The organism is Pseudarthrobacter sp. 01T43, assembly GCF_056398665.1.
Map to the genome: position 1 here is coordinate 108,118 of NZ_JBFTPV010000003.1, position 14,682 is coordinate 122,799.

The 14,682-nt window shown below is 65.7% G+C and carries 11 protein-coding genes; 5 read left to right on the plus strand and 6 right to left on the minus strand.

Features of this window, described 5'->3' with window-relative positions; genetic code table 11:
• Position 1 precedes the first annotated feature (1 nt).
• The 3 genes from AC1DIM_RS03955 to AC1DIM_RS03965 are packed head-to-tail and all read right to left on the minus strand — an operon-like array spanning position 2 to position 5,590.
• The gene (locus AC1DIM_RS03955) at positions 2-1,702 is read right to left on the minus strand and encodes a DUF5719 family protein (RefSeq protein ID WP_477709190.1); all 1,701 of its coding nucleotides are present in this window, start codon (positions 1,700-1,702) and stop codon (positions 2-4) included.
• On the minus strand, positions 1,695-5,027 hold the full coding sequence (locus AC1DIM_RS03960) for a glycosyltransferase family 2 protein (RefSeq protein WP_477709191.1): 3,333 nt from the start codon (positions 5,025-5,027) through the stop codon (positions 1,695-1,697). The genes AC1DIM_RS03955 and AC1DIM_RS03960 overlap by 8 nt, the downstream gene beginning before the upstream one ends.
• A gap of 29 nt (positions 5,028-5,056) precedes the next feature.
• Positions 5,057-5,590 (minus strand): WhiB family transcriptional regulator, encoded by a 534-nt coding sequence (locus AC1DIM_RS03965; RefSeq protein WP_477709192.1) that lies wholly within the window; start codon positions 5,588-5,590, stop codon positions 5,057-5,059.
• A gap of 416 nt (positions 5,591-6,006) precedes the next feature.
• On the opposite strand from AC1DIM_RS03965, the gene AC1DIM_RS03970 reads away from it, so the two are divergent.
• Positions 6,007-6,705 carry a TIGR03089 family protein gene (locus tag AC1DIM_RS03970; protein ID WP_477709193.1) on the plus strand — a complete coding sequence of 233 codons (699 nt, stop codon included), beginning with the start codon at positions 6,007-6,009 and terminating at the stop codon, positions 6,703-6,705.
• Between the two features lie 140 nt (positions 6,706-6,845).
• Here the strand turns inward: AC1DIM_RS03970 and AC1DIM_RS03975 are convergent, their stop codons facing one another.
• A complete protein-coding gene (locus tag AC1DIM_RS03975; RefSeq protein WP_477709194.1) occupies positions 6,846-7,448 on the minus strand; it encodes a GtrA family protein in 603 nt (200 codons plus the stop codon).
• Between the two features lie 171 nt (positions 7,449-7,619).
• On the opposite strand from AC1DIM_RS03975, the gene AC1DIM_RS03980 reads away from it, so the two are divergent.
• From AC1DIM_RS03980 to manA, 4 genes are all read left to right on the plus strand, one after another.
• Positions 7,620-8,816 carry a 5-(carboxyamino)imidazole ribonucleotide synthase gene (locus AC1DIM_RS03980; protein WP_477709195.1) on the plus strand — a complete coding sequence of 399 codons (1,197 nt, stop codon included), beginning with the start codon at positions 7,620-7,622 and terminating at the stop codon, positions 8,814-8,816.
• Positions 8,813-9,409 carry a 5-(carboxyamino)imidazole ribonucleotide mutase gene (purE, locus tag AC1DIM_RS03985; protein ID WP_477709196.1) on the plus strand — a complete coding sequence of 199 codons (597 nt, stop codon included), beginning with the start codon at positions 8,813-8,815 and terminating at the stop codon, positions 9,407-9,409. The genes AC1DIM_RS03980 and purE overlap by 4 nt, the downstream gene beginning before the upstream one ends.
• A gap of 10 nt (positions 9,410-9,419) precedes the next feature.
• Positions 9,420-11,066, plus strand: coding sequence for an LCP family protein (locus AC1DIM_RS03990; RefSeq protein WP_477709197.1), 1,647 nt, complete (start codon positions 9,420-9,422; stop codon positions 11,064-11,066).
• Positions 11,067-11,137: 71 nt separating this feature from the next.
• The gene (gene manA / locus AC1DIM_RS03995; RefSeq protein ID WP_477709198.1) at positions 11,138-12,391 is read left to right on the plus strand and encodes a mannose-6-phosphate isomerase, class I; all 1,254 of its coding nucleotides are present in this window, start codon (positions 11,138-11,140) and stop codon (positions 12,389-12,391) included.
• Here manA and AC1DIM_RS04000 read toward each other — a convergent pair.
• Both AC1DIM_RS04000 and glpX read right to left on the minus strand, forming a co-directional pair.
• On the minus strand, positions 12,378-13,505 hold the full coding sequence (locus AC1DIM_RS04000) for a lipid II:glycine glycyltransferase FemX (protein ID WP_477709199.1): 1,128 nt from the start codon (positions 13,503-13,505) through the stop codon (positions 12,378-12,380). The two genes, manA and AC1DIM_RS04000, sit on opposite strands and share 14 nt — an antisense overlap.
• Positions 13,506-13,639: 134 nt before the next feature.
• A complete protein-coding gene (gene glpX, locus AC1DIM_RS04005) occupies positions 13,640-14,662 on the minus strand; it encodes a class II fructose-bisphosphatase (protein ID WP_477709200.1) in 1,023 nt (340 codons plus the stop codon).
• Positions 14,663-14,682: the final 20 nt, after the last annotated feature.

Sequence of the window (14,682 nt, forward strand, 5' to 3'; positions counted from 1 at the left end):
CTTAGCTAGCGAGGGCGACCGCTACCTTTTCCTGGCCCGACGCGGCCGGCATCAAGGCAAGGATCGAAATGTCATCCCGGCCTTCCTGCTGCAGCAGCAGGGCGCCATAGGCGGCGTCGCCGGACGCCGAGACCACGTACGCCACCACGGCTGACTCCCCGACCGTTTCCGGGAGCTTGATTGAGGTGGTGGTGCCGCCGGCGACGTCGGCAGTCGCCGCCGGGCGGATCTTGCCGTCCGCGGTGATGGGCGCGTAGGAAATCGTGGCCCGGTTCTCCAGCACGCCGAAGACCAGGCTGCGGTCACCGCCCTGCGGCACAGGGACAACATGCTGGCTCCCCAGCCTGACGCCTGAGGCTGCCCAGGCAACATCTGACGCCTTCTCGCCGTTGACGCCGCGCGTAACCCGCGCCGAAGCCACGAACGACACGTCCGAACTGGTGGATACCGTGTAGTGGCCAGCCGGGACACCAGCCAGTGATATCTCGGTGACGGACCCGGCCTTGGCAGTGACCACACCGCCGCCGGGCAGGGCTTTCTGACCGTCCCCGCCGAAGAGCTTGACCTCCACTACGGCGTCCGAGGGGCCTGGGACGGTGATGTTAAGCGCAGGGCCGGCGTCGCCGAAGCCGCCTTTGCCGGTGATGGCAGAAATCCCGCCGGCGTCCTGGATGTCCAGACCGGTCATGACCTGGCGGGCGGCCGGGGCGGCCCCTGGCACGATGAAGTCCACGCCCCCGGGTGTCAGTCCCCTGAGGACGCTCTGTTGAATGGCTGCCGCCACGGGGCCGCCGGCGCTGCGGACATGGACGCTCAGCTGCGGCTCACCGGGGGCGAGGCCCGCGAGGACGATTGAACGGGTGGTTCCCGGAGCGACGAGCAGACCCCTGCTGCCAGGGGCCTGAATCTGCCCCTTGCTGCCAAACAGCTCCAGGCTCACGGTGGCGGGGGTGCTCGAGGCGTTGTTGAGGACCAGGACGGCCGTGCGGCCCAGAGTGGTGCTGGCGCCGGCGAGCCAGAGGTCGTTGGCCGGCGGCGTGCAGTTGGCTGCTGCTGAACCTTGCAGGTCGCCGTCCGTGGCCGCATATTTCAGCGCACCGGCCGCTGACGGTTTCTGGCCTGCCATGGCCTCCGCGCCCAGCACGGTGGCGCCAGTCACGCTGCGACCGTTGAGCACGCCGGCTTTCAGATCCTGGGGACCGGCCTCCTGGGCAGGCTGGCCGCCACCCTTGGCGATCTCGACGGCGGGCGTTCCGTTGAGGGCGATGAGTTGGCTGGCGGGCAGGACACCACCGGGCGCGCTTAGCACGGCGCCGGTGACGACGCTTTTGGCCGTTGCGGATTCGGGGCTGAATTGGGGGTCGGTGCCCGCTTGAGTGCCTTCGAGTAGGCGTGCCGGTCCCGGACATACCCCGACGCTCGCCCCGGCAGGAACGGAAGCCAGCCCGGCCGGAATCCCGCGGCTGCCCGCGGACTGCGGGGCGAAGGATGCAGCAGCGACGATGCCGCCTGCCGCCGCGACAATTGCCACCGCGGAAACCAGTCCAACGAGCAATTCCCTTGAGGGCCTTCTCCTCGCAGCAGGCCGGGCAAGTCCAGGGACAGTGGCCACCGCCGGCGCGCCTGCGGTGGCGTTCTGTTCCTTGGCTGGTGTCGTCGGTTTCCCGGCCGTCGGTGCGGAGCCTGGCGCGTCCTTATGCATTCTGGTGTTCCTTACGCAAAGATCCCTCGTCCCGTGACAGGCCAGTGTTGGGCCGACGTGCGGGCATGGGTAGGGCGAGTATCACGGTGAGTGCGAAGACCGTGATCTGTGCGATTCCGGACCACAGGGCCCACGGGGCGTCATACCGGATGGTCAACTGGCCTGCCGAGGCCGGCAAGGTGAAGGCCTGGGCAGAGCCTGACGTTGTGGACGTGAGTTTCTGCCCGTCGAACCAGGCACTCCATCCCGGATCCGCCCGCTCGGCGAGCACAACAAGCCTGCCTTCCGGGCCCCCGGAGACGGTGGCGTCGACGTCGTCGTATCTGGAGGGCACCAGAGCCACCGTGGCTCCGGCCGGGTCCACAATCCGCACGCGATGGGCGACGTCAGCAGGCTGCAGTGCGGGCTGGTTGAGCGGAGTAATCCGCCAGAGCCAGCCCACGTCGGTCTGGCCTACGGCAACCAGGCCCGGCACTGCGTCCATCCTGCTGGCCGTCAACTGGGCCGCCGTGTCCGCCGAGCGCAGCACCACGAACCCGGCGCCCAGGCGCTCCAACTCCGGCCTGGGGTCCACACCCTGCCCGGCCACCACTGTGGCCACAACACTGCGGAGCGAAGCCGTGACGTCGTCATCTTCCCTGATTGTCTCCTGGCCCGGTGCGCCCATGATGTTCCGGGCGGCGGCGATGGCCGACAGGCTGTCCAGTGTGGTTCCTGCGCCGCGCATCAGCGAGGCGTCAAAAGTGCCGTTCTCGTGGGTGCTGATCAGCAGGGTGCGTGTCTGCTCCGGTCCCGTACCCCGGTCGATCGCCGTAGCGGGAAGCGTCCGCGCATTTGCTGCCTCCACGAGCCGCGGTGTTCCAAGCGCCGGTGCGGCAGGATCTTCGGCAGGTTGGGCCGCAACGGCGGGCCGAAGGATGTTCTGCGCCGACCAGACCGCCATGCCGGCCAATGGACCGGCCAGGAGTATCACCGTGGCAACAGCGGTGGCAGAGCGAAGGGCAACGCTGCGCCTGACGTTCAGCGAGGCGGAGCGGTCAGCGGCGTCCAGCAGGCGCTCGGCGCCGATAAGCGCCGCCGCAAGGAGCATAAAACCGGCGGCCGAAACTGTCGGTCCGGTGAACGGCGTGACCACCGTGTCTGAGGTGGCGGCGGTAGCAACATGTCCGGCGAGCCAGCCGCCCACCAGGACGACCAGTGCCGCCACCCAAAGGGCGCGTGCAGTCCGGCTCCGTTTCCCGGGGAGAAAAAGGGCGGCCACCCCCAGAAGCAGGACCGGGACGGCCACGAGCAGCGCCAAAAGGAGTGCCCATGGGATAACCTCCCCGTTGAACAGCGCAAGGCCGTACAGGCCGCCGCCGGGTGCAAAGAGCAGGGGCTGGCCCAGAAGCTGCTGCCACAGGGGTGCCGCCTCGAATCCGAGCGGAACGCCCGGATCCGCCAGGAGCGCCCGAGGCCTGTCTATGACGGAGAGTCCGAAGGGAAGAAAAAGTGCAGCGCTGGGCAGCAGCGCCCACCACACCGTGCGGCCACGCCGGCCCAGCATCAGCCCGCAGAGCACAATCAGCACCGCGGCGGGGATTAGCAGCGCCGGTGCAGAGGCGGCAACTACAGCCAGTGCCAGGCCCGCAGCGGCCGCGGCCGTCCAGGAGGGCATGCCGTTGATCCCGGGCCGTGAAGGCGGCTTTTCGGTGAACCGACGCTCGCCCGGGGACGGCAGGGCAAACCGCCCATGGCCCACAGCGGACCCTGTGGCACGCAACAGTGCAAGGACCAGCAGCGGGATCACGATGTGGGCAACCAATGCCCCCGCCCGGCCTTGGTTGAGGGCCACCTGGAGGGCCGGTGCGGCAGCCCAAAAGAGAGCCGCAATAAAGCGGCAGCGGCGCCGGGTGGTCACCCCGCCAGCGGCAAACCATGCCGTCAGGCCAGACAGCGGGGCAGCGAGCAGAAGCAGCCAGGCCATGGCCGCATTGGCATTTCCGCCGCCGAGAACGCCGAGGATCCACAGCACGTAGTCAAAGGGGTCGCCCCTGCCGGGAAGGCCTGCCCCGAGGCTGATCCACCAGCTGGAGGCGTGATGCCAGATTTCGGCCAAGGATGCCGACACCGGAATCAGTCCGCCACCGGAAACGGCTTCGGCCCGAAACAACCCACTGAGCGCCGTGAGGGAGGCTGCTGCCGCGATGATGATGGCAGCCAGCGCCCCTGCACCCACCCAGCCACGTTCAGTGGTGGTCATGGCCGCGAAGTCGTCGGAGGAGTCGCCTGTCGGCTGATCGGCCAGCGGATCCTGCATCAAGCCGTCGGCAGTAGACCTGTCTGCGCCCAAGGCCTCGATCAGGGAGCGGCGGTGGTTCCACACTTCACGGCGGGGGGTCTGTAGTTTCCTGATGACGGAACGCCGGATCCGGCGGGTACTGGCCGCCGTACGGCGGGACTTAGCCAGAGCGGCGGGCCGGGCCAGAGCCGCGAACGTGGCTAGTAACTGAGAGAATCCGTGCCCCGGATCCTTGACGGCAATGCTGAGCACGAGTTTGAAGACGCTGCCGAGCAGCGCCCCCACTGCGTGGAAAGGCACTTTCCAGAGCGGCGCGTGCTTAAGCCGGAGGTGGACCTGCGCTTTGCGGGCCGCGGAGGGGTTTCCTTGGGCGTGGGGCCGATGGGCCACATGGAACATCCGGGCGGTGGGCACCACGACGACACGGTGCCCGGCAAGACGGTTGCGCCAGCAGAAATCCACGTCGTCGCCGGTGCCCGGGAGCGCGGGGTCAAAGCCCGCCAGATGTTCCCAGATGTCACGGCGCACCAGCATGCCGGCCGAATTAACCGCGAAGGTGTCCGAACGGCCGTTGTATTGGCCCTGATCGAGTTCGTCGGCATCGATCAGGGTGAGGCGCTCAGCCCACCGGCTGGTGGACAGTCCTACGTCGATCAGCCGGCGTTTGCTGTGCCAGTCCAGTTGCTTGCAGCCGGCGACTGTGACGGACGGTGCCCGTTCCACGGCCCCCAAGAGCTCCGCCAGGGCCTCCGGCGCGGGGGCTGCATCGTCATGGAGCAGCCAGATCCACTCTGTGGCGGCCCGTTCGGACTGGCCCTCCCAGGGCGAGCGCGCGGTGAGCCCGGCGCGCACGGCGCTACCCATGCCGCCCCTGCCGTGCGGAAACCCGATGACGTTCTCAGCACCGAGAGCGCGTTCCAAGAGGACTGCGGAATCGTCGCGTGAGCCGGTATCCACTCCGATGACGGCATCGGCGGGCCGGGTCTGGTCCGCGAGGGCGGCCAGGGTTCTGGGCAGATAGGCACTGCCGTTGTGGGAAACCACAACGGCAGTGACATGTACTTCCTGAAGAATTAGCTTGCTCGCTTCCTTAGCCGCCGGCGTTCACGCTCGGAAAGGCCACCCCAAATGCCGAACCGTTCGTCATTCGCCAGCGCGTATTCCAGGCACTGTGAGCGCACATCGCATGCGCCGCACACCTTCTTGGCATCCCGCGTGGATCCGCCCTTTTCCGGAAAGAATGCTTCCGGGTCGGTCTGGGCGCACAAAGCATCAGTCTGCCAGCCGAGTTCACCTTCGTCATCAAAGTCCTGCTGGAACGGCAGTCCGATCCACACCGGCTGGGTAGCCTCGGGGCCGGGAGGGCGCAGTTCCATGGGCGGGTCGAGCTCGTCCTCGTCGTGCCCGCCGTCGAGGAGCGCTTCGTGGGCCGCAAGGAAGGCAGTGGCCTGGTCCTGGAGCGGGTCTTTGGTGTTTCGGTTGTAGCGGTCCGCGGCGTCAGGATCGGCAGGATCCACGTACCAGTCGCTCGGTACGCCCCGTGCGCGGTATTTAGCCGTTGCCTGGCCGGCGACGGCATCTTCATGGATACGCTCTGCTTGCCCCACGGCGACCCTCCTGAAAGTTTGCAGCCACTGCATGGTTCCCCCTGGCCCTCGGTTGAGTGCCGGTATTTATGCAGTCGCTTTCGATATCTAATTACACGTGTGTAACTAGCGGAGAGTCAAGCCGTCGATGGGATAATAATCAACTTTCCGGGCGAAACGCCGTCACGCCACGCCCGGAAATTTTCTCAAGGACCGGCGCGCCGAAAGGTGGGCGGCCCCACCGTAAAGCCCGTAGCCTCCGAATGCCACGAATAGCGGCCAAAAGTACAGGTGCTGCTGCAATAAGACAAATAGGGTGACAAATTAACTGTGAGGAAGATCACATAACGATGGAGGGCTGCGGACCGCCGTTCAGGCGGCGAAGCAGCTGCTCCCCCATCAAGGGTGTGCCCGGGGCCCCGTGGCAAGATGGTGCCATGAGCATCCCGGCGATCGAACTGATGACCAACCTGCGTTCCGGCCACGCCACCTCGCCCCGACTCACCTGGTACGGGCCGGACTCCGAGCGCGTGGAACTCTCGGGCCGCGTCCTGGACAACTGGGTCGCCAAAACCGGCAACCTGCTGCAGGACGAACTGGATGCCGAACCGGGGATGCGGCTGGGCCTTGACCTTCCCGTCCACTGGAAATCACTGATTTGGGCCCTGGCCGCCTGGCAGCTCGGCATGGAAACAGTCCTCGACGGCGGCGAGGCTGACATGCTCGTCACCGACAAGCCCGGAACCGAGGCAGGAAAGTACGACGCCGTTATCGCCGTCGCGCTGCCCGCGCTTGCCATGCGGTGGCCGGGAGACCTGCCCGCCGGCGTCATCGACTATGCCGCTGAGGTGCGCTCCCATGGCGACGTTTTTATGGCCCACTCAGAGCCGTCCGCGTCCGGCTGCGCCGTCGCTGACCGTCAGGGAAAGCGTCACCTCCATGAAGACCTGCTGGCCGGATTTTCCGCCCGGCACGATGAAGGCGTGAGGCTCCTGGTCACGGCCGGGGATGGTTTGGAGGCAGCCCTGGCGAACGCCCTGGGCGCCTGGCACAACGGGGGCTCGGTGGTACTGGCTCACGCCGATGTGCAGCTGACAGACCAGCTTCTGGCCACGGAACGCATCCAAGGACGGTAGCGTTCCCGGGAAGGTCCGCAGGTGGCTCAGCACTGCGGCTCCCTGGTCCCGGGGCCTCCCCGGTATTAGGGTCCCGGGGCCTCCCCGGTATTAGGGTCCCGGGGCCTCCCCGGTATTAGGGTCCCGGGGCCTCCCAGGTATTAGGGCTGCCGGGCACTTCCCGGCGCGTCCTGGTCAGGGACTTCCGAGCTGTGGGCGCTGACCGCCGCGGCTTTCCCGCCTTGGACGTTTGCCACTGCGGCTTGGTTGTGGTGGTGGCCTTCCATGATCTCGTGGTCGTGGGAGAACTCCGGCTCCTGGTCCAGTTCCTGGTTGAACACAAGGAACCGGTAGGCAAAGAAGCGGACCACCGTAGCCACCAAAATTCCGACAACACCGGCGGCGAACAGCATGTTCTTGTCGGTCACGTTATACGAATACTTGGCCAGGGCAGTGAAGCCCGTTGAGATTCCGATCCCAATGCCGTTAATGAGGATAAACATCAGGAATTCGCGGAGCACGTTTGCCTGCCGCCGATGCCGGAACGTCCACAACCGGTTGGCGATCCAGGAAAAGACCGTGGCAATGGTGGCGCCGACGAAGCGAGCCTTGGCTTCGCTGTCCGTCATGGGGCCGTGCATCAGGTAATAGGTCAGGCCGTTGTCAATGACGAACGCCACACCGCCAACTGCTCCGAACTTGGCTACCTCGCGCCAAAACAGCGAGGCTAGTCCCCGGATACGATCTGCGAGTGAGTTAATCATGACCCTCCATGGCCGTCCGTTCTGTGGGCCACACGGCCAGAGGTTTATTTTAGCCCCCAAATCTGGGAACCAGCCTGCCAGCCGGGTTGCGCGGTGGCCGGGTTACCTCGTTTGTGGCCCCGTGGCGCCCGAAAGCCGGGATACGGCGACCTTTTCTGTAGGCTGGCATATGTGACTTTTCCAGTAATCGGCGTGGTTGGCGGCGGCCAACTCGCGCGCATGATGGCCCCAGCCGCCACCGCCCTTGGTTTTGAACTCCGCGTTCTGGCCGAAGCTGAGGACGTTTCAGCCGTCTCAGCTGTCTCCACTTCACCGGTGGGTGACTACAAAGACCTCCCAACGCTCCTCGATTTCGCGGACGGCCTGGATGTTATGACGTTCGATCACGAGCACGTTCCCAACGATCACCTTCGCGAACTCCTGGCCGCCGGCGTCAACGTCCAGCCGGGCCCCGATGCCCTGGTCAACGCGCAGGACAAACTGGTGATGCGGGCCGCCATCGACAGGCTCGGCCTCCCGAACCCGGCGTGGGCTGAGGTTGCTGACGTCGCCGCGCTGGTGAACTTCGGCGATGAAATCGGCTGGCCGGTGGTCCTCAAGATGCCCCGCGGCGGCTACGACGGCAAGGGCGTGCGGATAGTTCACTCTGCCCAGGACGCAGCCGGGGCTGCTCCGTGGTTCGAGGCCATGAGCCCGCTCCTTGCGGAAGCAAAGGTCGAGTTCAGCCGCGAACTGTCCGCCCTGGTTGCGCGGACTCCCGGCGGTGAAGCGAGAGCCTGGCCGGTGGTGCACACCATCCAGGTGGACGGCGTCTGCGACGAAGTCATTGCGCCCGCCCTGGGCCTCCCCCTGGAGGTGGCGGCAGCAGCCGAAGACGCGGCCCTGCGGATCGCCCACGAACTCGGCGTCACCGGTGTGATGGCCGCGGAACTCTTTGAAACACCCGGCGCCGGCGCCGGCTTCCTCATCAACGAACTGGCCATGCGGCCGCACAACACCGGCCATTGGACCCAGGACGGTTCAGTGACCAGCCAGTTTGAACAGCATTTGCGGGCAGTCCTGGACCTTCCGCTGGGCGCCACCGACGTTCTGGGCCCGGTAGTGGTGATGAAGAATTTCCTGGGCGGCGACAACCAGGACCTGTTCTCGGCGTACCCGGCTGCCCTCGCCAGTGAGCCGGCGGCCAAGGTCCACTGTTACGGCAAGACGGTGCGTCCGGGCCGCAAGATCGGCCATGTCAACCTCGTCGGGGACTCCACCGACGATGTGGACTCGGTCCGGCGACGGGCCACCCGAGTGGCAGCCATCATCCGGGACGGCCGGGTCCCGGCCGAAGATTCCGCACGGCTTTCCGAGGAGAACGCATGAGCACCGAAACCACCCCCGGCGACGCCGGAACTGCCGGCACGGGCACTGGCCCTATTGTCGGGCTTGTAATGGGTTCAGATTCGGACTGGCCGGTGATGGAGGCCGCGGCCGATGCGCTGGCTGAGTTTGGCATACCTTTTGAAGCCGACGTGGTTTCCGCTCACCGGATGCCTACGGAAATGATCCGGTACGGGCAAACGGCCCATGAACGCGGCCTGCGCGTCATCATCGCTGGGGCCGGCGGGGCAGCCCACCTTCCGGGCATGCTCGCCAGTGTGACTCCCCTGCCTGTCATTGGCGTTCCGGTCCCGTTGAAGACCCTGGACGGCATGGATTCCCTCCTGTCCATCGTGCAGATGCCGGCCGGCGTCCCGGTCGCCACCGTGTCCATAGCCGGCGCCCGCAACGCCGGCCTGCTGGCCGTCCGTATCCTCGCCTCGGGTACGGACGCTCTGGCGGCCTCGCTCCGCGCCGATCTTGTGGACTTCGCCCAGGAGCTCAACGATGTCGCCGCCCGCAAGGGAGCCAACCTCAGGCAGAAAGTCAGCGAAGTCTTCGCTGACGGCAATGGCGTCCTCCGGGGCAGCCGCTAGGTACGGGAACATGTCCAGAAGCGAACCGCAGCACCCCGCCCCCGGTCCGGTCATGACCGACCCCGTACGGTTTCCGTCCGGCGCCTCGTCCCCGGTTCGGACCAAACGGGCCTTTGTCCTGCTGCTGATGACCCTTCTGGTGCCCGGAAGCGCGCAGCTTGTGGCCGGTGACCGTAGACTCGGCCGAACCGCGCTGCGGGTGACCCTGGGCGTCTGGGTGGTGCTGGTGGCAGCAGTGCTGCTGCTGGTCCTCAACCGCACCCTCCTGATCAACGTCATCACGAACCCTTTCGCTTCGCTGGTGATCATCCTGTTCCTGGTGGCGCTCGCCCTCGGCTGGGCCTTGCTCTTCATCAACACCCTGCGGCTCATCAGGCCGGTCCTCCTGGCACCGGGGGCACGTCCCGCCGTCGTGATTTCGCTTGTCCTTGCCCTGGTCCTCAGCAGCGGCACATTGGGTTACGCCGCTTACCTGCTCAACGTGGGCCGCAACGCCATTGGCAATATCTTCTCGGGCGGGCCGTCGATCGATCCCGTGGAGGGCCGCTACAACTTCCTGATGATGGGTGGCGACGCCGGCGATGACCGGACCGGGCGGCGCCCGGACAGTCTTTCCGTGCTCAGCGTGGATGCCAAGACCGGCCAGACTGCCATTATCTCCGTGCCGCGAAACCTCCAGAACGCCCAGTTCAGCGAGGGCTCCCCCATGCGCAAGGTCTACCCGGATGGGTACAACTGTGGTGACGAGTGCCTGGTCAACGCCATCAACACCGAGGTCACCAACAAGTACAAGGACCTGTACCCCGGGGTGGAGGATCCGGGCGCGCAGGCCACACTGGAGGCGGTCTCCGGCACCCTGGGGCTCAAGGTCCAGGCCTACGTCCTGGTGGATATGGCGGGCTTCGCCAAACTCATTGACGCTATGGGCGGCATCAAAATCAAGGCCGGCGGCTGGGTTCCGATGAGCGGTTTCTACGACGAAGCCACCCGCACTCATGGCATGCCATTGGGCTGGATACCCGCCGGTGAACAGACCCTCGATGGCGACCATGCACTTTGGTACGGAAGGTCCCGCGAATACGTCGACGACTATTCCCGGATCCAACGCCAGCAGTGCGTCCAGCAGGCCATGCTGAAGCAGTTGGACCCGGCCACGCTGCTGTCCAAGTTCGAGGACATCGCCAACGCAGGCACCAAGGTGGTGGAGTCCAATATCTCTTCGTCCCAGCTGGGCAGTTTCGTTGACCTCGCCATGAAGGCCAAGGGGCAGTCGGTCAAGCGGCTCACCATCGGACCGCCCGACTTCGACCCCTCCTTCTCCACGGTGCCTGACTTCGACGTCATCCACGACAGGGTGGACCAGCTGCTGGCATCTGCCTCGGGCCCCCAGGCTGCCGCACCCGTCGACGGCATGGTGCAGCCTCCCACGGCTGGCGGAGAGTTGCAGGCAGCCGGACCGTTGCGCTCTGTTTCCGGCCCCTCAGGCGGTTGGCCCGCACAACAGACTGCCCCGCCGTCGTCGGACTTCACACCGGTGACCACAACACCCGATGGAAAGCCAATCACTGAGGAGCTGCTGACCCAGCTCAAGCGCGACGGCAACGAGGAGGCCATCCGCGAACTCGTGGCCACGAACGGTCAGTGCGCGCCCTTGTAGGGGCCCGCTGACCACGCTGCCCCGCCTAGACACCCACTTGAAGACCTGAACACTAAGGAATGGACCCGGCTGTGTACGAACTTGAAAACGCCCTTCGCGACTATGCCTGGGGATCCAGAACAGCCATCGCAGAACTTTTGGGGCGCCCTGCGTCCGGTGGTCCGGAAGCCGAACTGTGGATCGGTGCACACCCCGGTGCTCCGTCAATGGCCCGCCGGACCGACGGCTCGGAAACACCACTGGATGCGTTGATTGCCTCAGATCCGGAGCACTTCCTGGGCAGCGAATCAGTAGCGGAATTTGGGCCGCGGCTACCTTTCCTGGCAAAGATTCTTGCGGCTGCCCAGCCCTTGTCGCTTCAGGTTCACCCCAGCATCGAGCAGGCGAAGGCTGGTTTTGCGCGGGAAAATGCTGCCGGCATCGCCCCGGACGCAGCCAACCGGAATTACCGGGACGACAACCACAAGCCCGAGATGATCCTTGCGCTGACGCCCTTTGAATCGCTCTGTGGATTCCGGGATCCTGCCGCCACCCGGAAGATCCTGGCCCATATTGGCTCTTGTTTCGACCCGATCGAAACCGAGGTGCCGCACCTGCTGACCGAACTGATCCAGTTCCTGGAAAATCCGGACGAGGGCGCCGGCCTGAGGGCTGCCTTCGAACGTCTGATTCAGGGCGGCGAAGATGTCCCGCTGGCCACGGCGACGGTGGCGGCAGCCCTGACGTCGGGAGCTTCGCTGGCACCGTACGAGACGGAACTGTCCACGGTCGTCAGCCTCAATGAGCAGTACCCGGGTGATCCTGGGGTCCTGATATCGCTGCTCCTCAACCGCATCTCGCTGGCCCCCGGTGAGGCTGTCTACCTGCCCGAGGGCAAGATCCATGCCTACCTCTCCGGCCTGGGAGTGGAGGTCATGGCCTCCTCCGACAACGTGCTCCGGGGCGGACTGACACCCAAATTCGTTGACGTGCCCGAACTCCTGCGCACCGTCGACTTCACTTCCGTGGCGGTCCCGATGTTGAACCCGGAAATTTCCGGACTGGGCCAGCAGCTGTACCGGCCCCCGTTCCGGGAGTTCCAGCTTCAGCGGATCGAACTGGCCCCCGGCGCGGCACCCGTCCCGCTCGCCCAGTCAGGCGCCGTCGTCGTGATTGTGGTGGAAGGCGCCGTATACCTCGACTCGCCCAAGGGCGACCTGGAACTGGGCCGTGGCGGCAGCGCGTTCCTGGCCTTCTCCGAGGCTCCGGTGAACGTCCATGCTGTCGCCGGGGCTACGGAGAAGACCGTGGCGTTCGCCGTCACCACGGCTCTTAGCGCCGGGTAACCCGTTCCAGGAGCCGGCGGGCGGCGGGCAGTCCTTTGCTGCGGGCGGCCGGCAGCCCCTTGCGGGCCGCCTGTACACCCTTGCGGGCGGCCGGCAGCCCCTTGCGGGCCGCCTGTACACCCTTGCGGGCTGCCTGCAGCCCCTTGCGGGCGGCCGGCATGGCCCGCGCATACACGGGGTAGAGCGGTGAGAGCGGCTTCTCCCACGTTCCCATGAGCATGTTCTCGTGCTTGGCGAACTGCTTCTTGAAATCTGAGATGCCGTCGTTGAGCAGGCCGTTGAAGTCGTAGCGTCCGCAGCCGTCCTCACGCATGGCCCGGAGGGCAGCCCACTTAACGCCGTAGTTCACCCGCTGTTTCTGGCCCTCGGCCGAAACACCGCCGTAGAGTTCAAATGCTGTTGCCCCGCTCCGGGACAGCCAGACGAAGGCTAGCAACTCGCCGCCGTCGAAGGCCCCGATAATGGGTGAACCTTCCCCCAGGTTGGCGAAGATATCGCGGTAGTACTGGTCCTCGTGTATCCCGAACCCGGCACGGGTGGCCGTTTCGTGATAGATGCCCAACACCTGCTCAAGCTCTGCAGCGGTCTGAACTTTCCGGAAATCCACCTCGCTGCGCATCGCTTTACGGATGTTGGCGCGCGTGGACTTGGACATGTCGGCCATGAGCTCATCATCCGTCTTGGCCAGATCAAGGATGAGGGTCCGCGGGATCAGCACGGTGTTCTCGGATGGATGGAAGCCGGCGGCAGCGACCGCGCTTTCGTAGGGGGACTCGGCGTCCCAGTCGGGCTCAATGCTGAGCGCCACACCCCGGTAGCGGGAGGACGCATAGTTGGCCAGCTGTTCCAGGACGGCGGTGGCGTCCTCGGCGGAGCACATGGGTCCGCGCGGTACGTAGACCAGCGCCCGGAATGGCAACGGCAGTTTCCGGACCAGCAACTGCGCGCAGCCGAGAATGTTTTCGTTGTCAGTGACCACGATGCGGTCAACGGACCAGCCGTGCATGGCCTTGGTCTCACCCCAGCCCCAGAGTTGCTGTGGATGGCCCTGGAACCGGTCAACGTATCCGTCCCAGACGGCGCGGTCAGTACAGGGCACAACGGCAAGACTCATGAATTCAACCCTATACCAACGCCCTGCAACGGCGGGCCCCGACTCAGGCCGCCGCCCGCACGGGAAGCCAGGCTGCATGCAGAGAAGCGCCCCACCGCAGATGCGGTGGAGCGCTTCCCTCACTGTGCCGTGAACTAGTTCTTGCGGGCGTAGCCTTCCCACTTGCTGGCCTGGTGTTCGCCGTCCACAAAGCGGATGGTGCCCGACTTGGAACGCATCACGATGGACTGGGTCAGGACCTTGTCCTTGGAGTAGCGGACGCCCTTGAGGAGGTCGCCGTCGGTGATACCCGTGGCCGCGAAGTAGCAGTTGTCACTCGACACGAGGTCGTTGGTGGACAGCACGCGGTCCAGGTCGTGGCCGGCATCGATGGCCTTCTGCTTCTCGTCATCGCTTGTGGGCCACAGACGGCCCTGGATAACGCCGCCGAGGGACTTAATGGCGCAGGCGGCGACGATGCCTTCCGGGGTACCGCCGATGCCCATGAGGGCGTCCACGCCGGTGCCGGAGCGGGCTGCAGCAATGGCGCCGGCGACGTCGCCGTCCATGATGAATTTGGTGCGGGCACCGGCTTCGCGGATCTCTTCGACCAAGGGGCGGTGACGGTCTCGGTCCAGGATCATGACGTTCAACTGGTTGACCTTTACGCCCTTGGCCTTCGCGATCAAGTGCAGGTTCTGCTTCACCGGGAGGCGCAAGTCGACCATGTCCGCAGCTTCCGGACCCGTGACGAGCTTTTCCATGTAGAACACGGCGGAGGGGTCGAACATGGAGCCGCGTTCGGCCACGGCGAGGACGGCGAGGGCATTGTTGATGCCCAGGGCGGTGAGCCGGGTACCGTCGATCGGGTCAACAGCAACATCACACTCGGGCCCGGTGCCATCGCCAACGTGTTCGCCGTTGAACAGCATGGGGGCTTCGTCTTTTTCGCCTTCGCCGATGACCACAACACCATTGAAGTGGACCGTCTGAAGGAAGGAGCGCATGGCGTCAACGGCGGCACCGTCAGCCTTGTTCTTGTCGCCGAAACCAACCCAGTGGCCGCCCGCGATGGCAGCGGCTTCGGTGACCCGGACGAGCTCAAGGGCAAGGTTGCGGTCCGGCTCGTCAATACCCACAGCAAGTGAGGGGGAGAGCGTGGAGTACTGCTGGGTCATAGGCGTTCCTGGCACGTGAA